Origin of the sequence: Caloramator sp. ALD01 (assembly GCF_000472625.1) — a bacterium.
In the GTDB taxonomy this organism is placed as follows: domain Bacteria; phylum Bacillota; class Clostridia; order Clostridiales; family Caloramatoraceae; genus Thermobrachium; species Thermobrachium proteoclasticum.
Window position 1 is genome coordinate 1 of record NZ_AXAA01000010.1, and the last position, 26,074, is coordinate 26,074.

Consider the following 26,074-nt stretch of genomic DNA (forward strand, 5'->3'; position numbering starts at 1 on the left):
ATAATTGCTTATTAGAAAAAATCATTACTCATATTCAAAAACAAATACATGTATTTAGTAGAAAAATGATAGCAGTATACACATAATAGTAAAATAAAAAAATAAATTACCTTAAAAATCCAAATAATATTTGGGTTTATTAAGTATACTCAAAAAAAGACCTAACGGTCTAAAATGCTATAATAAATGTAAATTTATTCATAAATAAAACAAAAATGGCAAGTAGAAACTTTTTTAAAGTTCACTTGCCGAATTTAAGTTAAATAAATCGTATATAGTAAATTCTTCAAGTTCATTCTTATCAATTTTAGTTATTTTAAAGAAAGTAGGGTTTGCAACAAATATATAACCAGAGTATATGTCTGCCTCTAAAAGCATATCAGGACTGTAGTCAAAAAAGGACTTATATCTTTTTTGCTGCTCTAAATTTTTAATTTCTATGAGTTTTTTTTCTGTGATGTTTCTTACAACTGCAATAACCTGATTTTCGTTTAGTGCTACAATCCTTGCTTCAAAGTATTGTTTGGAAGAATCAAAGGAAAGACTATATTCAATTGATTTTATTTTTTTTGTACTTAATGTATAATCAATTGCTGATTTATATAGAAGTGCCACATCCATTGGCAGCATATCTATTATTTTATTTCCAATTATTTTATCTGGAGATACATACAAATCATCCCTATTATAGGTTCTAAAGTCAAGTATTGTTGTATCCTTATCTATTTTAAAATAAAGGTCTGGAAAGGCTTTAACTATAGATAATAGTTCAGTTGTAATGTTTTTTAGATTTTCCTCAGCCTTTTTACTTTTAGTGATATCAACTCCAACAGCCCAAAGGGATAATCCTTCAATTGGGTATAAGGATGAAACGTTTGACCAAGATATAACCTTTTGACTCCCATCTTTGCAGGTTATAGTGGTTTCAAGGTTTCTAAAGTTATTTTCAAGCTCTGGAACAAGGCTCAAAACATAGCTTCTATATGTATCATCAGGATATAAAAGCTTAAAGGCATCGGGATTGTTTATTATTTCTTCCTTAGAATATCCTGTTACCCTTTCAGCCTCCTTGTTCCATAGAATTATATTTCCATTTTCATCAAGAGCATCTATTAAAACAGGCATATTTTCAAGTATATAAAGTGATTTTTCGCATATCAAACTTTGCATGCCCCTTCCCCTTCCTATTTGTTTCTATATAAATAATTCAACATTTGTGAAAAAAATCCTGCAAATATTTTAAAACATAAAAAACAGAAAACCATTTCTAAAATTTTATTCGAAATATTTACACAATGAAATAAAAGTAATATAATAGATAATGCACCAAAAAAATGAAGGGGGAATAAAATATGAGAATCAAAAGAATTGGTGCTAAGGTTACCAGTTTTATACTTAGTTTGTTGCTGATTTTGTCGATGTTACAACCAGGACTTATAACCTTAGCACAGGCAGAGACAACTGAAAAGGTTTATGACATCATTGAAATTACAGATTTTCACGGAACTTTACAGGATTCTTCTAATAACAAGGTTGCAGCTGTCTTAGGAGACAGAATTAAAAAGGTTAAACAATCAAATCCAGATAGGTTTATTTTCCTAAGCGGCGGAGACCTATATCAGGGTTCACCTGTTTCAAATGTACTTTTAGGAAAACCAGTTAAAGAATTTTTAAATAATGTAGGACTTGATGTAACTGCACTTGGAAATCACGAATTTGATTGGGGATTAGACAAAATCGTAAATATGCATAAGGAAGAACCAGTTGCTAAATATGATTTTGTATGTTCAAATCTATATGACAAAACAACAGGAAAAAGAGTATTTGAACCATATAAGATTTTAGAAAAGGATGGTTTAAAAATAGCAGTTGTTGGTGCTATATCTACAGAAACCCCAACAATAGTTCTTCCTAAAAATGTAGAAAACTTTGAGTTTAAGGATGAAGTAGCTGAAATAAATGCAGTTGTTAAGGATATAAGAGATAACAATAAGGCAGATGTTGTATTAGCACTAATTCACGAAGGAAGCGACAAGACAGGCAAAACAGGTAAGATATTTGATATAACAAATAAGTTAGAGGGTGTTGACGCAGTATTTGGAGGACATTCACATACAATAGTTTATACACAGGCAGAAAATGGTATTCCGGTGTATATAGCAAATTCAAGTGGAAAGGGCTATATTCACGTAAAAATGACAGTTAAGGATGGCAAACCAAGCTTCACAGGAAGTTATATTGCACTTGATAATGCTTCAGGGTATAAAACAGCAGAACCAGTTTATGATGCAGAGGTACAAGCTATAGTAGATAAGGCATATCAAGACTTAAAGCCAATATTTGATGTCAAGATTGGTTATACAGATAAAAACTTAACAAGAACACAAAAACAAAGCCCATACGGTGAATCATATCTTGGAAACTGGGTTACAGATGTAATGAGAAAGAAATTAAATGCAGATGTTGCTTTTCAAAATAATGGCGGTATAAGAATAGATATTCCAGCAGGGGATATAACTGTTGGTACAATTTTCTACTTAATGCCCTTTGACAATACTTTAGTTAAACTTGAAATGACAAAGGCACAATTAAAGGCAGTATTAGAACAAGCTTTTATGGATGCTGGAAAGGGAATACAAGTTTCAGGATTAAAGGTAAAATACGATCCGACAAGACCATCAGGAGACAGAGTTGTTGATATTATAAGAGAAAATGGTAAAACAATTTCAGATACAGAAAAATTAGTGGTTGTTACTAATGATTTTATGGCAACAGGTGGAGATGGATTCACAGCATTTGTAGGAGCAGGCGGTGCAGATCCAAAGAATAACACATTTATTTTAGTAAGAGATGCTTTAATTGATGCAGTTAAAGAAACAGGAAAAGTAGAAACAACTATGAATAATAGAATAACAAATCTTAAAAAATCAATATCAATAGTTGCAACATCAGATGTTCACGGAAATGTGCTAAACTTTGATTATGCTACAGGAAAGCCACCAGTTGATTCAAAGGGAGTAGAAATTGGACAAGGTCTTGCTAAGGTATCAACTTTTGTTAAAAACCTAAGAGCTCAAAATCCAAATGTAATGTTAATAGACAATGGAGATACAATTCAAGGAACACCACTTGTTTATTATTACAATATGATAGATAAAACAGCAGAATATCCAATGATGAAGGTAATGGGTGCAATGGGATATGATGCTTGGGTATTAGGAAACCACGAATATAACTATGGTCTTGATACTTTAAATAGAGTAATTAAGGATGCAGAGAAAAATAATATTAATGTATTATCTGCAAATACGTATAAAGAAAATGGAGAAAACTTTGTAAAACCATATATTATTAAGTCCTTTAATGTAGATGGGAAGGAAGTTAAGGTAGCTGTTATAGGGCTTACAACTAAAACTATACCAAGCTGGGAATCACCACAAAACTACAAGGGATTAGAATTTAAAGACTTAGTTGAAGAGGCAAAGAAGTGGGTTAAGGAAGTTAAGGATAAGGGTGCTGATGTTGTAATAGTATCAGCACACAGCGGAGAAGAAAAACAAACAGATATAATACCAGAAAACCAAATTAAGGCTATTGCTCAAAATGTAAGCGGAATAGATGCAATTGTTGCAGGACACGCACACAGCTTAATTACAGAAAATGCATATAAAAATCCTGAAGGAAAGAATGTGATAGTTACTGAACCAGGAAAATGGGCACAATATATATCACAAATTGATATCTATGTAAATCAAGATGGAACATATTCAGTATCAGCAAAGAACGTAAAGATGGATAGCACAATTGAAGAAGATATAGAGATTGTTAATTTAATTAAGCCATATCAAGATAAGACTATAGAATATATTAAAACAGTTGTAGGAAAGGCTACAGGAGAATTTACAGGTTTAAATCAAACAATAGAACCTACTGCTATAATGGAACTTATAAATAAAGTTCAGATGGAAGCAGCAGGAACACAACTTTCAATAGCGGCACCATTAAGTTCAAAGGCTTATATACCACAAGGTGATGTAACTATACAAGATATTATGTCAGTATATGTTTATGAAAACTTCCTATATGGTATAAAGATGACAGGAAAGCAGTTGAAGGACTGGTTAGAATGGTCAGCAAGATACTATAAGCAAGTTCAAAGCCCAACAGATAAGATAGAAAAGGATCCAGTACTAAACATTCCTGATTACAATCTTGACCAATTATATGGTGCAACATACGATATTGATTTAACACAACCTGTTGGAAATAGAATTAAGAATTTAAGATATAAGGGTAAATTAATAAAGGATACTGATGTATTTACAGTAGCAATTAACAACTACAGATACAATGGTGGCGGTGGATTTATGGCTGCTGCTGGAATAAGTAATACAGATCCAAGTATAGTTGTATATGATTCACAAAAGGCACTTGGAGATGATGGACAAGTAAGAAGCTTAATGATAGAATACTTCAAGAAATATGGAACAATTGCAAATACTGTAGAAAAGAATTGGAAGTTAAGCACAACAAAGGTTGAAGAAATAAAGGATACTGAAGATACAACTAATGATGAAATACAAAACGATGATAAAACAACAGATGATAAGGAAGCAACCAATAATGAAGGAGCTGAACAAAATAAAGATGGTAAATTACCAAAGACAGGTTCAGTAGTAGACATAACAACCCTATTTGGAGCAGGTGCAGCTTCAATTATGATAGGTGCTGCATTTGTAATCCACGATTCAAGAAGGAAGAAAAAAGTAGCATAAAAATAAAGCAGGCGAAAGCCTGCTTTATTTTTTCATTGCGTTTTTTACTGTATATGTCGCTATGAAGGAAACAAGAAGCATTGCAATTGATGCACCAATAAATACATAGCTGTAGTTATTATATAGATTTATTATTTTCCCATTTACGCTTGTTCCAATTGCACCACCTACAAACATATTAAAGGAAGCAAGGGACATAGCAGTACCTCTAAGTGTAGGCATAGTTTCTTGTGCTGTTGAAACAAGTGTTGATTGTAGTGAAACAAAGGCAAGACCAAATCCAAATAGAGCAACTACTATTAAAGCTGTTGAATTAGCTGCAGAAAGTAGATAAAGTGATACTGAACCTGTTAATCCTAAAACTAAAAGGAATTTATTTTGTAGTTTTGCTCTAAGCTTTGGTGCTATTCTTCCACCTATAACCGTTGCAATACCAAAGGAAGTTAATACAATACCTACAATTAAAATGTTGTATCCTGTCTTAGATTGAACAAGTTTTCCAGTATATGTGAAGCTACCAAATACGCTAAATCCAACAAGCATAATAGTTGACACAACAGCTATAAGCTTACCATTAGAAAGTGCCTGCTTATAAATACCAGTTAAATTTAGTTTATCAATTCTTCCAGGAAGTTTTGGTAGTTTCTTTAGCATTACTATTGCAAGTATAAGTTCTCCAAGTCCATATATAAAGTAAACAGCTCTCCAAGAACCAAAGTATGCAAGTACTCCCCCGATAAGTGTTGCAGATGCACCACCTAAGAACATCATACCCATAACCTTACCTATGGATTTTTGTCTCTCCTGTGGTTCAAAAACTTCTCCAACAAGTGCCATAGTAACAGGGAATATACCAGCACCAAAGGCACCGTTTACTGCTCTAAAGAATACAAGCGAAGGTAAGTTAAATGCAAAGGCACCAAGCATACTAAATATTGCTGTACCAAAGGCAGCAATGTTTATAATCTTTGTTTTTCCGAATCTGTCTCCAAGTGGTCCAAATAGGATTGTAAATAGACCAAAGGAAAGCATATATGCGGTAACAGATACTGCGGCAGTTGTTAAACTTAAATTTAAATCCTTTGCAATATTTATTATAAGTGGAGCAGCAGCATAGTTGTCTCCATTGGCCAAAAACGCCATTAAACCAAGTACTATAATTATGGTTTGTTTATCTTTGTTTGTCATTATAACACCTCCGAAATATAAGAAAATAATTAAATAATAATATAACAATATCATATTATTACAATATATCATTTTTGTCAACAATCTATTTGACATATTTGTTAAATAGGTATATTCTAATAATAGCAAATGCTAAAAAGGGGTGATGTTATGTCAAATTGCAGTACTTGTCCTTCAAATTCATCCTGTTCAAAGGACAAAGAAACTTGTATGGTACAAATAAATCCAAACAATAGAATAAAAAAGGTAATAGCAGTAATGAGTGGAAAGGGTGGGGTTGGTAAATCAACTGTATCAGTTCTGCTTGCTAAAAAACTAAATGAGTTAGGATATAGTGTTGGTATTATGGATGCAGATGTTACAGGCCCAAGTATACCAAGACTTCTTAATATAAGAGAGAAGGCAAGGGGAACAGAGGAGTATATACTACCTGTTGAAACTGAAGATGGTATTAAAGTGATGTCAGTTAACCTTTTAATGGAGGATGAAAATCAGCCTGTTTTATGGAGGGGGCCTGTAATTTCTGGTGTAATAACTCAATTTTGGACTGATGTTTTGTGGGAGGATTTAGATTATTTAATAATAGATATGCCTCCAGGAACATCTGATGTTGCACTAACTGTAATGCAGTCAATTCCTATAAATGGAGTTGTAATGGTTTCAATTCCTCAGGATTTAGTTACAATGATAGTTATGAAGGCAATAAATATGGCAAGAAAGCTTAATATTGATATTTTAGGTGTTATACAAAATATGAGTTATATTAACTGCCCAGATTGTGGAAAAAAGATAAGGCTATTTAATTCAGAAAAGGCAGAGGAAGAATATAGAGAAATGGGAGTTGATATTTTAGGCGAACTTCCAATGACTCAAAGTCTAAATAATTACAATGATTTAACACAAGATAGAATAGAATTTGATAAAATATTTACACCAATTGTTTTAGATATAATGAAAAAATTAAATTAATGGAGGGGTATATGCCAAGACCTACTAAATACAGAATGGTAGAAAATTTACCAAAGGAGGAGTATTTTGTCCCAGCAAATGTTCCAAAATGCTCCTTAGATGAGGTGGTTTTGAAGGTCGAAGAACTTGAGGCTATGAGGTTGAAGGATGTTGAAGAGCTTCATCAGGAGGACTGTGCAGAGAGAATGAATGTCTCAAGACAGACCTTTCAAAACATCATAGATAGTGCAAGGAAAAAGGTAGCGATAGCACTAACAGAAGGAAAGGCAATAAGAATTGGAGGAGGGCATTTTGTAACAAAGCGCTGTAAATTTAAGTGTTTTGATTGCGGCAATGAATATGATATAAATGTTGAATATGACAAAACAAAGTGTCCTGTTTGTGGTTCTAATAAAGTTATGTGTAGTAAAAAGGCTGAGAAGTGTAAAAAGTGGTGTAGATGTGAGGAATAGGTTTCATTTGGTGTTAACCACCAAATGAAACCTATTTTTTATACTTTTTTTACTATATTTTAATTGTAAAAATTTATATTTTTAGTTATACTTATATAGAAATAAATGTAAATGGAGTGAATTTTATGAAAAACAAAATTAAAATAGTATCTGCTTTTATTTTAGTAATAATTTGTATTTTATTTTTTAGGAAACACTCTATAGGTTTAAAAGTTCAAGAAAAAATACAAGAAAACAAACAAGAAAACATAGTAGATAATAGTATTTTAAATAATATGCCTATTTTAAAAACTGTTGAGGTAGAAAAGATAGTTATTCCTATAGATAAAGATAATGACGGTATATATGACTTAGATGATATAGTAGAAGGTGCAAGGCTTGAAGCCCAGAGAAGACCTATATATAAAAGTGCCTATTATCAAGGAGGATATCCACCAGAAACAGAGGGAGTATGCACAGATGTAATTTGGAGAGCCTTTAAAAATGCAGGATATGACCTAAAAAAGATGGTGGATAATGACATAAAAAATAATTTAAGGCTATATCCAAGAGTTAATGGAAAACCAGATCCTAATATTGATTTTAGAAGAGTTCCTAATTTAGACGTTTTTTTCAAAAGGCACGCGACTAAATTGACATTAGAGCTAAAACCCTATGACAAAGAAAATTTGAAACAGTGGCAGGGTGGAGATATTGTTGTTTTCAAAAACCCTGGGCATATTGGTATTTTATCTGATAAACGAAGAGATGATGGAATACCTTATCTAATTCATAACGCAGGTCCCTATGCAATGGAGGCGGATGATCTTTTATGGTGGTATCCAAAAATAGTAGGGCACTACAGATTTCCTAAAGTAGATTAATCTACTGATAAATTTGTGGTACAATTATAAAAAAGGCAAATAGGGGTGATTTTATGGTATTGCCTGAAAGACTTGAAATATATACTTATAGCGACTATAAGAACAAAGAAGATGACAATAGATATGAACTTATTAATGGAAGGTTTTATGCTATGACTCCGGCACCTTCAAGAATTCATCAAAAGATAATAACTGAATTATCAAGAAGTATAGGAAATTATATAGAAGGTAATTCACTATCCTGTGAAGTATATGTAGCCCCCTTTGATGTTAGATTAATAGATGATGGTCAGACAGAAGATAGCTGTACAAATGTAGTTCAACCGGATATTTCAGTTATATGCGATAAAACAAAGTTAGATGATAAGGGCTGTATAGGAGCACCTGAATTTATAATAGAGGTTGTTTCACCATCGAATGCATCAGTTGATTATGTGAAAAAGCTTTATTTATATGAGAAGTTTAATGTTAAGGAATATTGGATTATAAATCCTAATACGGAGCATATAATGATATACACTTTAGGTGAAAACAATCAATACTCAGAACCTTTTATCTTTAAATTTACAGAAATCATAAGTTCTAAGTTTTTGCAGGGATATGAGGTTAAATTAAGTGATATTGTTAAAAAATAATTTATATTGACTAAAATATTATATTTTGTTAACATAGATGAGGAACACGAAGTTCCACATAAGGTAAGATTTTTAAAACAGAGCTAAACCCACGAAGGGTTAAATCCTTCGTGGGTTATTTTTTGTATTTTTTTACTAATAAAAATTATTTAGGAGGTTGAGGTATGAATAAAGAATTGTGGAAAAAATGTGTGGAGTTTCACGGACACGAGTGCCCAGGGCTTGCAATAGGATTTAGAGCCTGTGAAATTGCAGTAGAAAAACTTAATTTAACCTTTTCTAAAGATGAGGAGGTTGTATGCATAACTGAAAATGATGCCTGTGGTGTTGATGCTGTACAGGTTATAACAGGATGTACGATGGGAAAGGGTAATTTATTATTTAAAGACAGAGGTAAAATGGCCTTTTCTTTTATTAAAAGAAAGACAGGTGAAGGAATAAGAGTAGTGTTAAGACCTTCAAATAGAGAAATGTCAAGGGAAGAAAGACAAAAGTATATTTTAGAGGCACCACAAGAGGATGTATTTGACATAAAGCCTTTAAATACTAAGCTTCCTGAAAGGGCAAGACTTTTTAACAGTATAGTTTGTGAAGAATGTGGAGAGGCTACTGCGGAACATAGAATAAGAATTCAAAACAATAAGAAGGTTTGTTTAGACTGCTTTAAGGAATATACAAGGGGATGGTAAAAATGCAGGCAGAAATGATGAAAATAGACCTACTGTATAAATTGGTGCTCTTGGAATGAAGGGAATGCACGGTATAGAAAGTACACAGGGTAAATATTCACTTTTTACAGCATTAAATATTAAAAACGTTGCAGATGAAACAGGAAAAACAGGAAGTGTTATGATTGATAAGGAAAAGTTGGTTGAGTGGAACCCAAATATAATATTTATTGATTTAGGTGGACTTGAAATAGTTAAACAGGATTATAGTAAAAATACAAAATTCTATGATTCACTTACTGCATTTAAAGAGGGCAATGTTTATTCACAGTTACCATATAATTTTTATAGCACTAATATTGATACAGCTTTAGTTAATGCTTACTTTATAGGAAAGACAGTTTATCCAGAAAGGTTTAATGATATTAATATAAAGGAGAAGGCAGAGGACATATATAAGTTTTTTGTAGGGAAAGAATTGTTTGATAAGATGCAGGGGGATTTTGGTGAGCTTGGGAAATTAGATATGAAATAAAGTATATAAGTAATAAAAAGACGAAGTAGAAAAATGCTTCGTCTTTTTTGTTTTAAGAAAATATTTACAGTAAAGTATTTACAAAAACAAAGAAGTAGAATATAATATAACTGTACTAAACAAAATAATACAGATAATACACGTAATACAGGGGGAGGGGTTATTGAATTCTACTAAATAGATTAATAAATGTAATAGAATGTGTTTAAAAAAAGGTTATTAAGGAGGGTTTAGAATGAAAAGGGGGCATATACATCCGATACTTCAAAACGATTTTAAAAGATTTGGACTGTTTGGATTGATATATGGGTTGTTTTTAAGTTTATTTATACCGATTAAGCTGTTTAATCTAATTGGCTATTCTAAACATATAGAGGACATAAACCCATATGCTATTTTTAGATTTAATTCAGAAAATGGTATATATATTTTAGGTATTGTTATTTTTTCAATCATACTTGGTGTTGTTATATTTAGTGAAGCACAAAATTATAGCTCCAATAATCATTTATATGGCCTGCCCTTTACCAAAAAGGAAATTTTTATAAATAAAGTTTTAGTAGGTATTTTTCTTATATTAATTGCCTGTCTATTTAATGTTATACTTTGTTATCTCTTATTATTGAAAACTAATTACTACAACATTTTAAAATTAAGTATATTAAAGTATTATATTTTAGTTTTCATTTTAAGTACAATCTTTTTTATGTATAGCGTTTTATTTTCAACAATGACAACAAATAATCTTCTTAATGCTCTTTTTAGTTTTACTTTTTGCGTACTGCCCTATGGTATTGTAAAACTTTTGAATATGTTATTAGAAAACATTTTAATTGGTAGGTATGAACAGTTTAAAGAGACAATTTTACCACATCTTTTTCCATTTAGCATAATGGCAGGTTTAACTTTAGAGTTATTTAAGAGCAAGGACTTGATTTTATTTTTAATGAGCATAATTTTTATATTCATTTTATCCTTTGCACTGTTTTTATACAGAAAAAATGAGAACATTAATAGATTAATTGTATTTAAATTTTTAGAACCTGTATTTGTGTATGTTGTGACTTTTATTACAATGTTGATATTTGGAATAATTATAATTAATATGTTGCCTAAAAGTTTTATAGGAGTAACTATAGGTTGTTTTATAGGTGCGTTTTTAGGACATTATGTTTCACAAATGGTGCTTCATAGGGAAATAGTTGTTTTTATATATATGAAGGGATTTTATGTATATGTATTATTAATGATTATTGTTATATTTGTTCTGGGTAAAACAGACATAGTTTATCGCCATACGCCACCTAAAGTTGAGGAGGTTGAAGGAGCGTACGTTACAATAGAACAGCATAAATTTAAATCTATTGAAAGAAATAATTTCAATTACCTTATAAGAAATCCTAATACAATAGCACAAATAATTGAGTTACAGAATTATTTAATTGGTTTAAAGCAGATTCCTTATGAAGTTAATTCTACTTTCATTGTTTATAAATTAAAGGATGGCTCAATAGTAAAAAGAAAATATTTAACAGACTATACAATAAAGGAAGAAGAGTATTTAAAGCAAATATCAAAGGATAAAGACTTTAAAACTATTGAATATGATATTTTGCGTATAAAACCAGAGCATATAAAGGATGTTGTAGTTATATATAAAAATAAAACATATGAGATAAAGGATAACGAAAAAATAAATTATGTATGCAAAAACTTAAGGGAGGATATTTTGAATGATAGATATGATTTAAGTACTTTTGAAGGCACAATAAGAATTACCCTATATCCACAATATTATAAAAAATATGGAATAGACAGAGATAATCAAATTTTAGATTATCAAATAAGTTCAGGTAACAAATGGATTGAAGAGGTGATAAAGTAGGGAAATGGAGGTGAATTTATGTTTGAACTTGATGTGAGAAGTAGAGTTCCTATTTATGAACAGCTATTTGAAAAGATAAAGGAACTCATTATAAAGGGGTTGTTGAAGGAGCACGAGCAACTCCCATCTGTTAGGGCACTATCTAATGATTTAACAATAAACCCAAATACAATTCAAAAGGCTTATAGGGAGCTTGAAAATCAAGGATATATATATTCAATACCTGGTAAAGGAAGCTTTGTAGCACCTTTAAAGGATAGAGATATTAACAAAGAAAAGATAGAAAAGATTTTAGAAGAGGTAAAGAAGCTTATGCTTGAGGGGCTTTATTTAGGAATGGACAGGGAGGATTTTATAAAGGTTTTAGAAGATGCTATAAAAATTAAGGAGGTAAGATAATGTTAAGGGTAAATGGACTTTATAAAAAATACGATGATTTTGAGGCAATAAAGAATGTAAGCCTATATATACCAAGGGGAGTAGTATATGGACTTATTGGTTCAAATGGTGCAGGAAAAACAACTTTATTAAAGACGGTGACAGGAATTTTTGAAAAGGATAGAGGAACTGTGACTTTGAATGAAAAAGAAATTTATGAAAATGTTGAGGCAAAAAAGAAGATATTTTTTATAGCAGATAATCCATATTTTTATCCAGGATATACAGTAAAGGATATGGCAAATTTTTATAAAACAGTATATGAAACTTGGGATGAGGTTAAGTATGAAAGGCTAAGGGGTATATTTAAAATAGATGAAAACAAAAAAGTTAGGAATATGTCAAAGGGGATGCAAAAGCAAGTTGCAATATGGCTTGGATTATCAACAAATACAGATGTTTTAATTTTGGATGAACCGCTTGATGGCCTTGATGCAGTTATAAGGCAAAGAGTGAAAAAATTGATTTTCCAGGAGGTTATAGATAGACAACTTACAGTATTAATATCATCACATAATTTAAGGGAACTTGAGGATTTTTGTGATTATGTTGCAATACTCCATAGTGGAGAAGTAATTTTAGAAAAAGAAGTAGAAAAACTAAAAAGCAGTATTTTTAAAGTAGAAGTTGCCTTTAATGATGGAATGCCTGAAGAGCTAATGAAAAGGATAAAGCTAATAAAAGCTGTACAAAAGGGGAGAATGTGGGTGCTTGTAGTTGAAGGAGAAAGGATTGAGATTGAAAAAACTATCCAATCCTATAATCCAATTTTATTTGATATTGTATCACTTACGCTTGAGGAAATTTTTATGTATGAAATGGAGGGGATAGGGTATGAGTATGAGAACATCAACTATTAATTCAATATTTAAAAATGATTTAAAAAGGTTTTGGGTTGTAGGCCTTATGTATTTAATTCTAATCTTTTTAAATATACCTTTAAATATGCTAATTTCACTATCAAAGGTAACAGATAAGGAAGAATTAATATTTACCTTTACACAAATGTTTAATTATCAATCAGACTACTTTATATTTTGTATATTGATTTTAAGTATTTTAGTAGGTATGCTTTTAATCCGTGAAGTACAAGGGTATAGAAGTAACATTCATATCTTTAGTTTGCCATTTTCAAAGAAGAATATTTTTATAAATAAGTTTTTTGCGGGTTTTGTTTTGTTTTTTACTCCAATCTTTGTTAATTTTTTAATAACGGAAGCAATTTATTTTGCATTTGGTGTAAATGAATTAATGAAAAAGAGTATAATATTAAATTATTATATAATGCTTCTATTAATTTGCATAATTTTCTTTTTACAAAGTTTAGTAATAGGTATTATTACATCAAACTCATTGTTTCATATATCAAGTGGATTATTAATTAATTTTATCCCTTTTATTTTCATAAGTGTTCTAAATTCATTTTTGAATGTTGTTTTCTATGGTTTGCACTTGGAGGATAGTGTAACACTTTTAACATCAAATAAGTCATTTATAGCTTATTTATTTCCACTGTTGAGCTGGTTAAATAGCGAAATTGTATTTAGTAAAGCAGGTTTTGCTGGATATATATATTTGATTTTAACAATACTAATTTATTTTTTACTATCCTATGTACTTTTTACAAAAAGGAAAAACGAAAAGGCAACAAATTTAATCGTTTTTGATTCTATAGCCGAAGCACTAAAATATTTTAATACAGCATTGTTAATGTTTGGAGTTTCAAGTTTAGCTACAATGATAGCAAAAGGAGACATATTTACAGTATTTATGTGGGGATTAATAGGTGCTTTTTTCGGATATTATTTATCTGAGGCACTATTAAAAAGGAATTTCAAAGTTTATAGAAATTTAGAGGGATATTTAATTGTTGTGTCTATATGGTGTATATTTCTGCTAATTAGTCAAACGGAAATAATATTTAGACACAGCCCTCCAAAGTTAGAAGATGTTGAGAGTGTGTGTATATCTAATAATAAAAAGATTATTTACGATATGGAGTATGAGTTTAAAGCACCAAGGTTTCATATAACAAACAAAGAAACAATTAAAAAAATACTTTCTCTACAGCAACATATCACATCCCTTAAAAGGGATTATAGTAAATCAGATAATATTTATATAGTATATAAACTTAAAAATGGCAGAGAAATAAAAAGACTTTATGAAGGAAGTTTTGACAGTAAATATAATGAGTATATGAAATTAATATCTTTGGATGAGGGTTATAAGAAAATAAATTATAATATATTCAATATAGATGATAAGGAATTCGATAAGGTTATGATATTTATCAAGGATAAAAATGAAGTTGAAATTAATGACAAAGACAAGATTAAATTTGTAGTGAATAACCTAAAAAGAGATATATTAAGTAATAGCTACCAGTATAAAGACGAAATAATTTTTGATGGAATTGAAAAGTCAAAGGGAAGTATTGAAATATATTATGGATATGACGGTCAAAAATACAAATATATAGCATATGTAATAGATACAAATAATAAATGGATAGATGAGCTGATTAAATAGGTTAACAAAAGGGGCGAATCCCTTTTGTTAACTAAAACACAAGTGAATAATATTTATCAACAGTTGCCTGAAAATCATCAATGCTTATTATTCTTGATTTTCGGGCTATTTCTTTTTCGTCTATAAATATAAGTATTGTAGGAAATGTAAATATAGAATATTCTCCAGCAGATTCAGGAACGTCTGTAATCTCAACCTTTGCAAGCTTTATATTTGGGTAGTTTGTTAAAGCCTCCTCTATTTTAGGATAGAGTGCGTGGCATACGCTGCAAGCCTCACTTGAAAAATATACAATGCACATTGTATTTTCTTTTATAAAATTTTTAATAGAGTCTAATGTTGAAAGAACCATAAAAACACCTCTTTACCATAATATCATTATAATACGATATATTATATATGATTTTAAAAATAATATCTACCATTATACTTTAATATTTTGTTCAGAAACAATATCTTATCATTTATTTTTACAAGGTTTTGAAATAATATGTATTTATGATATGATAGATTATAAGTTAGTTTTTTAGGAGGGAGCATATGTTTAATGCAGTTTTATTTGATTTAGATGGAACTCTTTTAGACACAAATCAGCTTATAATATCATCCTATAAACATACCATAAAAAAGCATTTAAACAGAGATTTAGATGATAAAGAAATAGTGAGATATTTTGGTGAACCATTAAGGCTAACTCTTGAAAGGTATGATAAGGAAAAGGTTGAGGAGATGTATGAAACCTATGTAAAATACAATGAAGAAAAACACGACAGTATGATAAAGCTAATGGATAATGCCAAGGAGACATTGGAGGAGCTTAAAAATAGAGGAATTAAAATAGGTGTAGTAACATCTAAAAGAAAGCATATGGCAGAGAGGGGACTTAAGTATTTTAATTTGCTTGAATTAATGGACGTAATAATTGCAATGGAGGACACAAGTGAACACAAACCAAACCCAGAACCTCTACTTGAGGCCTGTAGAAGACTTGACATATCACCAAGCGAAGTTTTATATGTAGGGGATAGCCACTATGACATTCAATGTGGTAAAAATGCAGGTTCAAAGACTTGTCTTGTAAAATATACGGTACTTGATTTAAATGAAGTTTTAAGCTATCATCCTGATTTTGTTATTGATGGACTTAGGCAACTTTTGGAGATAATATAGATAGATTAAATTTTAGTTGAAGGTTGAATTATAATATGGTAAATTAAATATGAAAAGCTTTTCAAGGAGAGTTGCTATGTTAAACATTAGGGATATTGCAAAATTGGCGGGAGTTTCGCCTGCAACTGTATCAAGGGTTATAAATAATAGTGCCAATGTAAATGAGGAAAAAAGACAGAGAGTCTTAGAGGTATTAGAACAAACAGGATATAAACCAAATGCCTTGGCAAGAGGATTACTATATAATAAGACCTTTACATTAGGTGTGGTTGTACCTGATATATCAAATATAAATTTTTCAGAGTTTGTAAAGGGAATAGAAAAAGAGGCAAGACAAAATAGCTATAATATAATTTTAATGACTTCAGGAAATGAACCAGAGAGGGAAGTTGAATGTTTTGAAATACTTAAAGAAAAAAGGGTAGACGGAATAATATTTGCAGGTACTATTTTAACAGATAGACATAAACAACATTTAGACAATTCAAATATTCCATTTGTGGTTTTTGGGCAAGATTTTGAATATAAATCATTAATTTCTATTAATTTAGATAATCTTAAAGCCTCCTACGATGCAGTAAGATATTTATATTCAAAAGGAATAAAAAAGGTTGCTATGATTACAGGACCACTTTGGGATAAATCTGCTGGATATGATAGATATATTGGATTCTTAAAGGCTTCTATTGAAAATGGTATAAACCAAAGGGATTTGATATATAAAGATGGAGATTTTACAATTACGTCTGGATATGAAAATATGAAAAAGATATTGGAGCAAGATAGAGTAGAGGCAGTTTTTGCGGCAAATGATTTTATGGCACTTGGTGCAATTAAATATCTATTAGACAATAATATTAAAGTACCACAGGATATAAAGGTTGTTGGATTTGACGATAATCCAATAGCAAAGATCTATACCCCATCCTTATCAACTATAAAAATTGATTTTTATAATGCAGGAGTATTAGCTGTAAAGGCTGCTATAAAATGCTTAGATGGAATTGGAGATGAAAAAAGGATACCTATAGAATATGAAATAATAGAAAGGCAGAGTAGTATATAATTTTTTTAATTATTTTTGAAAAGCTTTTCAAAGAGGGAGTGATAAAAATGAATATAGAAGAAAAAATAATCTTTAGCAATAGGGAATATGACCTTTTGACAGTTGGAGAAATATTAATAGATATGATATCTAAAGACTTTGCTGAAGATTTTTCAAGTGAAGAATATATAAAAAATTTTGGTGGTTCACCCGCTAATATAGTGATAAATACTAAAAGATTAGGATTAAATTCAAGGGCAGTTTCAAGTGTAGGATTTGATGGATTTGGAGATTTTCTTGTTTCCCATCTACAAAATGAAGGAATAGATACATCCCTTATAGGAAGAACAACTTGTCCAACAAGTATGGTGGTTGTTACAAGGTCAAGGGGGACACCTGTACCTATATTTTATAGAGGTGCAGATTATGAAATAGAATATACAGAGGAATTAGATAAAGCAATAAAAAATACAAGGATTATGCATTTTTCAACGTGGCCACTATCAAGAGAAAGATCAAGAAAAGTAGTAGAGAAGGCAATAAAAACTGCAAAGGAAAGTGGAACATTAATAGGTTTTGATCCAAATTATCATAGGGATTTATGGGACAAAGATTTTGATGCAATAGGATATATAAAATCAATAATAAAGTATGTAGATTTTATAAAGCCGTCGGAGGATGATGCAGAAAGATTGTTTGGGAAGGATATTCCTAAAAATCAAATTAAAAAATTCCTTGAACTTGGTGCAGATGTTGTTGTTATGACACTTGGTAAGGATGGTGTTATAGTTGCAGATAAAAATAAAATGGTACAGTTTAATACATTGGCGACAGAAGTTCAGGATACGACAGGTGCAGGAGATGCCTTTTGGTCAGGTTTTTATACAGGAATAATAAAGGGCAGAAATGTTGAAGATGCAGTAAAGGTTGGACTTGCTGCAAGTGCTTTTAAATTAAAATATATTGGTGCTATTTCGCCAATGCCAAGATATGAGGAATTAATAAAACAATTTAATATATAGGAGGTTAGTATGAGAATAGCGTTTATCAATCCACAAGGAAATTTTGATAATAACGATAGCTACTGGACACAGCATCCTGATTTTGGAGGACAGCTTGTATATGTAAAGGAAGTTGCACTTGCTCTTGGAGAAATGGGGGTTAAAGTAGATATAATTACAAGAAAAATAGTTGATGATGAATGGGTAGGGTTTTCAAAGGATGTTGAAATTTATCACGGCAATGAAAATGTTAGAGTAGTTAGAATACCCTTTGGAGGTGATAAATTTTTACCAAAGGAACAACTTTGGCCATATCTTGCAAATGAATTTATAAATGGGATAGTTGAGTTCTACAAAAAAGAAAATACAAAGCCTGATGCAATAACAACTCATTATGCAGATGGTGGACTTGTTGGTGCAATACTTTCAAACATATTTGATGTCCCATTTACCTTTACAGCCCATTCCCTTGGTGCACAAAAGATGGACAAGTTATGTGTCAATAAAGAAAATTTTGATGAATTTGAAAGAAGATTCAACTTTTCAAAGAGAATAATTGCAGAGAGAATTGCGATGAACAGGTCCTATGTGAACATTGTTTCAACAGCACAGGAAAGATATAATCAGTATAGTCATAAATACTACAAAGGTGCAGTTGATGTAAATGATGATAAGAAGTTTAAAGTAATTCCACCGGGTGTAAACACAAAGGTATTTACCTATGAATATAGAGAAGAGGATGATAAAACAAAAGAATATATATACAAATATTTAAGGAGAGACATTGCTGAAGATAGATTAAATCTTCAATACGTTGTTTTATCCTCAAGATTTGATAAGAAAAAAAACCATAAGGGAGCAGTTCTTGCCTTTGCTAAAAACAAAAAGTTGCAGGAGAAGGCAAATCTTGTAATTGTTTTAAGAAATGTAGAAAATGCCTTTGAGGATTATTCAAATTTAAATGTTGAAGAGAAGGAAATAATGGATGAAATTATGTCAATTATAAAACAATATAATCTTTATGGAAAGGTATCGATGTTCCCTATAAATGGCCAAAAGCAGCTTGCTTCTGCATACAGGGTTTTTAGCAAGCTAAGATCAGTTTTTTGTTTAACAGCACTGTATGAACCCTTTGGACTTGCTCCAATTGAAGCTATGTATGCTGGTCTTCCTGCGGTTGTAACAAAAAATGGAGGAACTCTTGAGACTGTGGATAGGGGACGATATGGAGTTGTAGTTGATCCAGAAAATCCAGAGGACATAGCAGAGGGACTCATTAAAGCCCTTGATAACTTTGATATGTATAAAAGGCTTGGAATAGAAAGAGTAGAATCAAAATATACCTGGAGAGCAACTGCAGTTGGATATCTTAAGGTAATTGAGGAGGCTTTAGGAAAAAGAGAAGAGATTGAAGATTATTACTATACAGGAGCTCAAGAAGAAAATTTAATTAGAAAAATGAAAGGAATGTTAGGTGATTAATTATGGCAGAGTTTAGATTGAATGAAATAACAAATGAACAAATATTGATAGTAGAGTCAAGACTAAAAAGACCAAAGGATTATAAGGATAAAGAGGTTGTTGAAAAGATTTCATTCAAAGAAAACTGTCCATTTTGTGTAGGAAATGAAGAACAAACACCACCTGAAGTTTATAGGGATGGTGATCCTTGGGATGTTAGAGTGGTAGAAAATAAATTTCCTATACTTGGTAGAGAAGGTGCTATAACAGGTTATCATTATGTTGTTATTGAAACAGCTGACCATAGTAAAAATCTACACGAAATGAGTGAGGATGAAATATATAAAGTTGTTAAAAGCTTTATTAAAGTAAGTGAGGAGTTATATAAAAAGCAAGATGTAAAATATGTTCAAATTTTTAAAAACTACAAGAAAGAGGCTGGTGCGTCTTTAGAACATCCTCATTCTCAAATTATCGCAATAAAAAAGATGCCTGAAAAGATAATAAAACAGAAGAAAAAAACAAGGGAGTATTTCTATCAAAATGGAAGATGTTTTATTTGTGACATTATTAAAAATGAAATACAAAATAAAGAAAGAATAGTATATATTGACGAACAATATATAATTTACTGCCCCTTTGCATCCATATTCCCTTATGAAATGGCTATTGCTCCACTTATACATAAAAGTAGTATATTGAATATGAATGATGAAGAAATAAGAAAATTAGGAAGTATTATTTTAAATGCATTGAATAGATTACAAAGAAATGTTGGAGATGTAGCATACAATTTGTTTTTTGATTTTATTAGAGATGAAAATGAGTACTATCATTTTCAAATTAGAATATGTCCAAGAATTTCTATACATGCGGGTTTTGAAATAGCGACTGGCTTACATACAAATGTAATATCTCCAGAAACGGCTTCATTAATACTTAAAGTGGATAAATAAAATGTGTACAAAAGGTGGGTAGGGTTGTAATGGAAAATATAATTGCCACAATTAAAAAAAATAGTATTTTTTCAAAGCAGAAGTTATCGATAAGATTAATAAGAATTATTAGTGTGTTAACAATGTTAGCTTTTTTGTTTTTACTTGGAATGATATATAATGTATTGATGGCATCTGCAAAAAGGCAGTATATCAATTCTGCAAATCAAGTATTAGAGCAAAACAAAAATTATATTGAGTATATTACAAAAAGTATAAACAACTATGCAATACAAATTTTATCAGATAAAGATTTGATTGAGACTTTGCAAAAAGATTATAAAGATGATTATGATAAATTATTGGCTACTAAAGCTTTAGAGAGCAAAATATCTTCTATAGCATTATCAAATGATATAATAAGTGATGTTTTTATAATAGTTGATAACAAAATAAACTATGGTTATCCAAATATTAAAAGTGACATTACAACTGATAAAGTTCCATATTATAAAGAATTTATAGAATCTAATAGCTCTAATTATTGGACACCGCCAATAAAATTAAATTTAGGTTTTATTGATGATATAACGGTAAGCAATTATTCAATAGTTAAAGATTTAGATTCTGGTAAAAAATTGGGACTTCTTGTTATCAGTTTAAGTCCATTAAAATTTTCAAAAGCACTGATTAAAAACAATGATGGGTCAATTATGTATATTGTAAATGAGCAGGGGAAAATAATATCGCATCCAGATCTTAATTTAATAGGTAAAGATTTAGTTCAAATTAAAAAAGATAATTTAAATAAGGGGCAAGGGCATTTTTATGTTAACGATAATTCTAAGGAAAAATTAATAATATATTCAACAGCTCAAAATGGTTGGAAGTTGGTATATGAAATTCCAAAAGGTTTATTATTAAAGGATACTATTAAAATTATAAATTATATTTTGATTATAGGAACTTTATTTGTATTAATAGTTACGTTAACACTAATAGTATATATGAATAAATTGTTAAAGCCATTAGATAAAATAGTACAAGCAACCAAGAGTATTGAAAGTGGAGATTTAACAATAAGTGTTGATGTAAATACAAAAGATGAGATAGGTAAATTATCGAATACATTTAACAATATGATAAACAATTTAAGAGCTATGATTGAAAGAACAACGAAAACAATCAATGAATCTAAAAAAGTTGCAAGTAATGTAAGTTCAAGTGTATATGAACTACATAGTGCAATTTATGAAATTTCTGCAAGCATACAATCAATTTTAGAGGGAGCTAACAAACAAAATGATATGGCAGGTTTATGTAGCAGCAGGGTAGATAGTTTTGGAAAACAGTTAAGAGAATCTCTTGAGATATTTGAAAAGTTAGAAAAAAAATCTAAAGTAGCAATGGAAAAAAGCTTAAGTGGTATTGAATATATTAAAAGTATTATAAATGAATTTGATGAAAATGTAAAAAATATCAACAATGTTAAAAAGATGTCCAATGATTTAACATTGAGTACAAAAAATGTTGAATCTATATTAAATAATATTAATGAAATTGCTGAGCAAACGAATCTGCTGGCATTAAATGCTGCAATTGAAGCTGCAAGAGCTGGAGAAGCAGGACGTGGATTTATGGTAGTTGCCGATGAGGTTAGGAAACTTGCAGACAACTCGAAGAAGTCTGCTTATACGATAGCAAACATAATAAAAGATATAGATAAAAATGTAAATAGTACATCCTTTGCTATGGAAAATATAGCGGTAGTACTTAATAATCAGACGCAAGGAATTAATAGAATAATTGAAATATTTAATGAAATAAATGAATCTTTTAAAGAGGTTGCATTTGGAATAAGTAAATTTGGTGATGTGGTTAATGAAATTGATAAAAGTAAAGAAGAAGTTATAAATTCTATTTACGAAATTTCAAATATATCTCAAAATACAACAGCTTCAATTAATGAAATTAGTGCAGCATCGGAAGAACAAGTTAATGCTGTTGAAAATGTTAAAAATTTAATGGTAGAACTTGAAAATGTGTCTTCTAAAGTAGAAGAAATTATATTAAAATTTAAGGTTTAGATTGATTTGTTCCTCATTATAAATTTATATTGTTACTTAAAAAATCCGCTTTGGTAAAACCAAAGCGGATTTTTTATCTTATAACTACTGTTCCAGTTAAGCCCTTTAATGCCTCTCTTGCCTTTTCAAGGGAAGTTATTATAGCCCTTCTTCCTTCCTTTGAATTTGCAAACATCATTGCAGCCTTAACCTTTGGAAGCATTGAGCCTGGAGCAAAGTGACCTTCCTCAATATACCTTTCAGCCTCTTCAACAGTTAATGTATCTAAGTCTCTTTGATTTGGTTTATTGAAGTTTATAGCAACCTTTTCAACAGCAGTTAGTATAACAAGTTCATCTGCATCAAGAAGTTCCGCAATCTTCTCGGAGGCAAGGTCTTTGTCTATAACTGCTGCAACACCCTCAAGTGTTCCATCTTCCTTCATAATAACAGGAACACCACCGCCTCCAACAGTGATAACAACGTGTCCAGCCTCAACAAGTGTCTTTACGATTGGTTCTTCTACAACAGCAACTGGCATTGGAGATGGGACAACTCGTCTCCAGCCACGTCCTGCATCCTCCTTCATTACATATCCCTTTTCAGCCATTAAAACTTTTGCCTGTTCTTCTGTAAAGAAGGAACCAACTGGCTTTGTTGGATTTTTAAATCCTGGATCGTTTTTATCAACTACAACTTGAGTAACAATTGCTGCAACAGACTTTTTAATGTCTCTTCTTAGCATTTCTTCTCTTATTGCCTGTTGTAGGTGGTATCCTATATATCCTTGGCTCATAGCTCCGCATTCAGGAAATGGCATAACAGGATTTGAGCTATCCTGTGCATTTGCGGCCTCATAGGTTGCAACAATTTGTCCAACTTGAGGACCATTACCGTGTGCTATTATAACTTCGTGGCCATCCTCTATTAAATCAACTATTGCCTTTGCAGTGTGGTGACAAGTTTCAAGTTGTGCTTCTGCCGATATATCCTTTGGATTAGCTTGAAGTGCGTTTCCACCTAAAGCTACTACTATTCTTGCCATATTTATCCCCCTATTCTTTTTGTTTACTTATTAAAGAGTAGCAACCATAACCGCCTTTATTGTATGCATTCTGTTTTCAGCCTCATCAAATACAACTGAATGTTTGCTTCTGAATACTTCATCAGTAACTTCTCTAATATCAAGGCCCATCTTTTCCATAGCATCCTTTGCCATCTTAGTTTCAAAGTCGTGGAAGGATGGTAGGCAGTGCATAAATATTACATCAGGATTTTCTGTGGCTCTAAGCATATCCATAGTTACTCTAAATGGAGTTAAAAGTCTTACTCTTTCAGCAAGTTGAGCTTCTTCTCCCATTGATGCCCAAACATCTGTGTAGATTACATCTGCACCCTTTAGAGCTTCTATATTGTCGGTTATTTCAACTACTGCACCTGTTTGATTCGCAACTTCACGAACCTTTTCAACTGTATTTTCCTGTGGCCAAAGTTCCTTTGGGCCATATGCAACAAAGTGCATACCCATCTTTGCACAACCATACATCCACGCATAGGCCATATTGTTTCTTGTATCTCCAACAAATACAACCTTAACCTTATTAAGTGGTTTTGCAACGTGTTCTTCAATTGTCATAAGGTCAGCAAGAATTTGTGTTGGATGGTCAACGTCAGTTAAACCGTTCCATACAGGTACACCTGAGAATTTTGCTAAATCTTCAACAACCTTTTGGTCAAATCCTCTATACTCAATTCCGTCGTAGTATCTTCCAAGAACCTTTGCAGTATCCTCTAAGGATTCTTTTTTGCCCATTTGTGAACTATTTGAATCAAGGAATGTAACGTGGGCACCTTCATCTAATGCAGCAACTTCAAAGGCACATCTTGTTCTTGTTGAAGTTTTTTCAAATAGAAGAACTATGTTCTTCCCAGCAAGAAGGTTATTTCTTATTCCAGCTCTTTTTTTAGATTTTAAATCGTGGGATAAATCAAGTAAGTATCTAATTTCCTCTGGAGTAAAGTCCATAAGTGTTAAAAAGCTTCTTCCTTTTAAATTAACTGGCATACTTATTTCCCCTTTCTTAATTTAAAATTTATTTTAAAGATTAATATTTTCTCTATATAGAGGCATACTCATACATCTTGGGCCACCACGTCCGCGGGATAGCTCAGAACTTGGAATGGATAATACCTTTATTCCTTTTTTATCTAAAATTTCGTTTGTTACATAGTTTCTTTCATAGGTTATAACTACACCTGGTGCTATTGATAGAGTGTTTGAACCATCATTCCATTGTTCACGTCCTGCAACTATAAAGTCGCCACCACCGCATTTTATAAGCTCAACGCTGTCAAGTTTTAGTGCATCCTTCAATATTTCTTCAAGGGGACTTGTATTGTGCTTGAATTTTAATGTATTGTTGGCACCTTTAGTTACTTCATATACACTTAATGGCCCTTGAATAGCTGGATGGATTGTAAACTTATCATAATCTACCATAGTAAATACAGTATCAAGATGCATAAAGGCTCTGCATTTTGGTATTTCAAAAACAAGAACCTTTTCAAATCCTGTGTTTTCTTTAAATAGATTTTTAGCAACTATTTCAATAGCCTCTGGTGAAGTTCTTTCGCTACAGCCTATTGCTACTACTTTACTTGATAAAATTAGTTCATCTCCACCCTCAATTGAGAAGGGTAATGTTCTGTCATACCATAGGGGTATATTAGATTCTTTAAAGTCTTTGTGATATTTATGGATATATTTTAAGAAAAGAGTCTCGCGTCGTCTTGCCTCAGTATGCATTTTATTAAGTGTAATTCCATTACCAATTGCTGCACCGGGGTCACGAGTAAAATAAAGATTTGGCATTGGATCTAAATAGAAGGGATAGTCGTCCATCATTAGGTCAGCAAGGGATGTTACTTCTTTAATTTTAATTTCCTCTTTTCTTATACCAGACATTATTTTATCTACCATAGAACTTGTAGGCATAGAAAGTAGATATTCGATTAGAGCCTGCCTTAGGGAAGGAGAGTTAATTCTACTCTCATCCATCATTTCTTCTAAAAACTCAATTTTTATTTTGTCATCACTTAAAGCTGAAGTTGCAAGTTCTTCAAGGTAAACAACCTCAACATCGTTTTCCCGAAGTACTTGTGCGAACTTGTCGTGTTCCTCTTGTGCTATTTTTAGATAGGGTATATCGTCAAAAAGCAGTCTTCCGAGATACTCGGGTACGAGGTTTTCAACTTCATTTCCTGGTCTATGTAATAGAACTTTTTTGAGTTTGCCAATCTCGGAGGTGATGTTTATAAGGCTATTCATTTTATCCCCCCTTTGTTGCAACTGTAATTGCAATTATTTTACATTATTCATTATACATTTTATGTATAAAGCAGGTAAAACCTTATACATTGGCAAAAACACCTATATGAACGGAATTTTTGTCAACA

23 protein-coding genes are annotated in these 26,074 nt (G+C 31.1%); 17 read left to right on the forward strand and 6 right to left on the reverse strand.

Annotated features, from left to right (window positions below; genetic code table 11):
- Window positions 1-234 precede the first annotated feature (234 nt).
- Window positions 235-1,170 (reverse strand): PAS domain-containing protein, encoded by a 936-nt coding sequence (locus A3M9_RS13320; RefSeq protein ID WP_051350627.1) that lies wholly within the window; start codon window positions 1,168-1,170, stop codon window positions 235-237.
- Between the two features lie 182 nt (window positions 1,171-1,352).
- On the opposite strand from A3M9_RS13320, the gene A3M9_RS0106310 reads away from it, so the two are divergent.
- Window positions 1,353-4,775: a 5'-nucleotidase C-terminal domain-containing protein gene (locus tag A3M9_RS0106310; RefSeq protein WP_051350628.1), complete on the forward strand. Its 3,423-nt coding sequence runs from the start codon at window positions 1,353-1,355 to the stop codon at window positions 4,773-4,775.
- 24 nt (window positions 4,776-4,799) lie between these two features.
- Here the strand turns inward: A3M9_RS0106310 and A3M9_RS0106315 are convergent, their stop codons facing one another.
- Window positions 4,800-5,963, reverse strand: coding sequence for an MFS transporter (locus tag A3M9_RS0106315; protein WP_035166012.1), 1,164 nt, complete (start codon window positions 5,961-5,963; stop codon window positions 4,800-4,802).
- Window positions 5,964-6,113: 150 nt separating this feature from the next.
- On the opposite strand from A3M9_RS0106315, the gene A3M9_RS0106320 reads away from it, so the two are divergent.
- The 10 genes from A3M9_RS0106320 to A3M9_RS0106365 all read left to right on the forward strand — a co-directional run bounded on the left by A3M9_RS0106320 (window position 6,114) and on the right by A3M9_RS0106365 (window position 14,940).
- Entirely contained in the window at window positions 6,114-6,932 is an 819-nt protein-coding gene (locus A3M9_RS0106320; protein ID WP_027308474.1) for an Mrp/NBP35 family ATP-binding protein, read from the forward strand.
- Window positions 6,933-6,943: 11 nt separating this feature from the next.
- Window positions 6,944-7,384, forward strand: coding sequence for a DUF134 domain-containing protein (locus A3M9_RS0106325; protein ID WP_027308475.1), 441 nt, complete (start codon window positions 6,944-6,946; stop codon window positions 7,382-7,384).
- 125 nt (window positions 7,385-7,509) lie between these two features.
- Window positions 7,510-8,247 (forward strand): DUF1287 domain-containing protein, encoded by a 738-nt coding sequence (locus A3M9_RS0106330; RefSeq protein ID WP_027308476.1) that lies wholly within the window; start codon window positions 7,510-7,512, stop codon window positions 8,245-8,247.
- A gap of 53 nt (window positions 8,248-8,300) precedes the next feature.
- Complete coding sequence (locus tag A3M9_RS0106335; protein ID WP_027308477.1) at window positions 8,301-8,882, forward strand: Uma2 family endonuclease; 582 nt, start codon at window positions 8,301-8,303, stop codon at window positions 8,880-8,882.
- A 164-nt stretch (window positions 8,883-9,046) separates the two neighbouring features.
- Entirely contained in the window at window positions 9,047-9,571 is a 525-nt protein-coding gene (locus A3M9_RS0106340; RefSeq protein WP_027308478.1) for an FmdE family protein, read from the forward strand.
- Window positions 9,572-9,626: 55 nt separating this feature from the next.
- On the forward strand, window positions 9,627-10,085 hold the full coding sequence (locus A3M9_RS13325; protein WP_051350629.1) for a hypothetical protein: 459 nt from the start codon (window positions 9,627-9,629) through the stop codon (window positions 10,083-10,085).
- Window positions 10,086-10,320: 235 nt separating this feature from the next.
- On the forward strand, window positions 10,321-11,970 hold the full coding sequence (locus A3M9_RS0106350; protein WP_027308479.1) for an ABC transporter permease: 1,650 nt from the start codon (window positions 10,321-10,323) through the stop codon (window positions 11,968-11,970).
- Window positions 11,971-11,988: 18 nt separating this feature from the next.
- Entirely contained in the window at window positions 11,989-12,369 is a 381-nt protein-coding gene (locus A3M9_RS0106355) for a GntR family transcriptional regulator (protein ID WP_027308480.1), read from the forward strand.
- Complete coding sequence (locus A3M9_RS0106360) at window positions 12,369-13,268, forward strand: ABC transporter ATP-binding protein (RefSeq protein WP_027308481.1); 900 nt, start codon at window positions 12,369-12,371, stop codon at window positions 13,266-13,268. The genes A3M9_RS0106355 and A3M9_RS0106360 overlap by 1 nt, the downstream gene beginning before the upstream one ends.
- Window positions 13,243-14,940 carry an ABC transporter permease gene (locus tag A3M9_RS0106365; protein WP_027308482.1) on the forward strand — a complete coding sequence of 566 codons (1,698 nt, stop codon included), beginning with the start codon at window positions 13,243-13,245 and terminating at the stop codon, window positions 14,938-14,940. The genes A3M9_RS0106360 and A3M9_RS0106365 overlap by 26 nt, the downstream gene beginning before the upstream one ends.
- A 31-nt stretch (window positions 14,941-14,971) precedes the next feature.
- On the opposite strand, the gene A3M9_RS0106370 is transcribed toward A3M9_RS0106365, so the two are convergent.
- Window positions 14,972-15,292, reverse strand: coding sequence for a thioredoxin family protein (locus tag A3M9_RS0106370; RefSeq protein WP_027308483.1), 321 nt, complete (start codon window positions 15,290-15,292; stop codon window positions 14,972-14,974).
- A gap of 188 nt (window positions 15,293-15,480) precedes the next feature.
- Here A3M9_RS0106370 and ppaX point away from each other — a divergent pair, with 188 nt between their 5' ends.
- From ppaX to A3M9_RS13330, 6 genes are all read left to right on the forward strand, one after another.
- The gene (gene ppaX, locus A3M9_RS0106375; protein ID WP_027308484.1) at window positions 15,481-16,110 is read left to right on the forward strand and encodes a pyrophosphatase PpaX; all 630 of its coding nucleotides are present in this window, start codon (window positions 15,481-15,483) and stop codon (window positions 16,108-16,110) included.
- Between the two features lie 76 nt (window positions 16,111-16,186).
- A complete protein-coding gene (locus tag A3M9_RS0106380) occupies window positions 16,187-17,176 on the forward strand; it encodes a LacI family DNA-binding transcriptional regulator (protein ID WP_027308485.1) in 990 nt (329 codons plus the stop codon).
- A gap of 47 nt (window positions 17,177-17,223) precedes the next feature.
- Complete coding sequence (locus A3M9_RS0106385; protein ID WP_027308486.1) at window positions 17,224-18,177, forward strand: carbohydrate kinase family protein; 954 nt, start codon at window positions 17,224-17,226, stop codon at window positions 18,175-18,177.
- Between the two features lie 9 nt (window positions 18,178-18,186).
- Entirely contained in the window at window positions 18,187-19,638 is a 1,452-nt protein-coding gene (locus A3M9_RS0106390; protein WP_027308487.1) for a glycosyltransferase, read from the forward strand.
- Window positions 19,639-19,640: 2 nt separating this feature from the next.
- Window positions 19,641-20,573: a DUF4931 domain-containing protein gene (locus A3M9_RS0106395; protein WP_027308488.1), complete on the forward strand. Its 933-nt coding sequence runs from the start codon at window positions 19,641-19,643 to the stop codon at window positions 20,571-20,573.
- A 29-nt stretch (window positions 20,574-20,602) separates the two neighbouring features.
- Window positions 20,603-22,639 (forward strand): methyl-accepting chemotaxis protein, encoded by a 2,037-nt coding sequence (locus A3M9_RS13330; protein ID WP_035166015.1) that lies wholly within the window; start codon window positions 20,603-20,605, stop codon window positions 22,637-22,639.
- Window positions 22,640-22,712: 73 nt separating this feature from the next.
- On the opposite strand, the gene arcC is transcribed toward A3M9_RS13330, so the two are convergent.
- Genes arcC through arcA form a run of 3 tightly spaced genes read right to left on the reverse strand, consistent with a single transcriptional unit; the run spans window position 22,713 to window position 25,946 of the window.
- Window positions 22,713-23,663 carry a carbamate kinase gene (arcC, locus tag A3M9_RS0106405; protein ID WP_027308489.1) on the reverse strand — a complete coding sequence of 317 codons (951 nt, stop codon included), beginning with the start codon at window positions 23,661-23,663 and terminating at the stop codon, window positions 22,713-22,715.
- A gap of 30 nt (window positions 23,664-23,693) precedes the next feature.
- Window positions 23,694-24,683: an ornithine carbamoyltransferase gene (argF, locus tag A3M9_RS0106410; RefSeq protein ID WP_027308490.1), complete on the reverse strand. Its 990-nt coding sequence runs from the start codon at window positions 24,681-24,683 to the stop codon at window positions 23,694-23,696.
- 33 nt (window positions 24,684-24,716) lie between these two features.
- Window positions 24,717-25,946 carry an arginine deiminase gene (gene arcA / locus A3M9_RS0106415; protein ID WP_027308491.1) on the reverse strand — a complete coding sequence of 410 codons (1,230 nt, stop codon included), beginning with the start codon at window positions 25,944-25,946 and terminating at the stop codon, window positions 24,717-24,719.
- Between the last annotated feature and the right edge of the window lie 128 nt (window positions 25,947-26,074).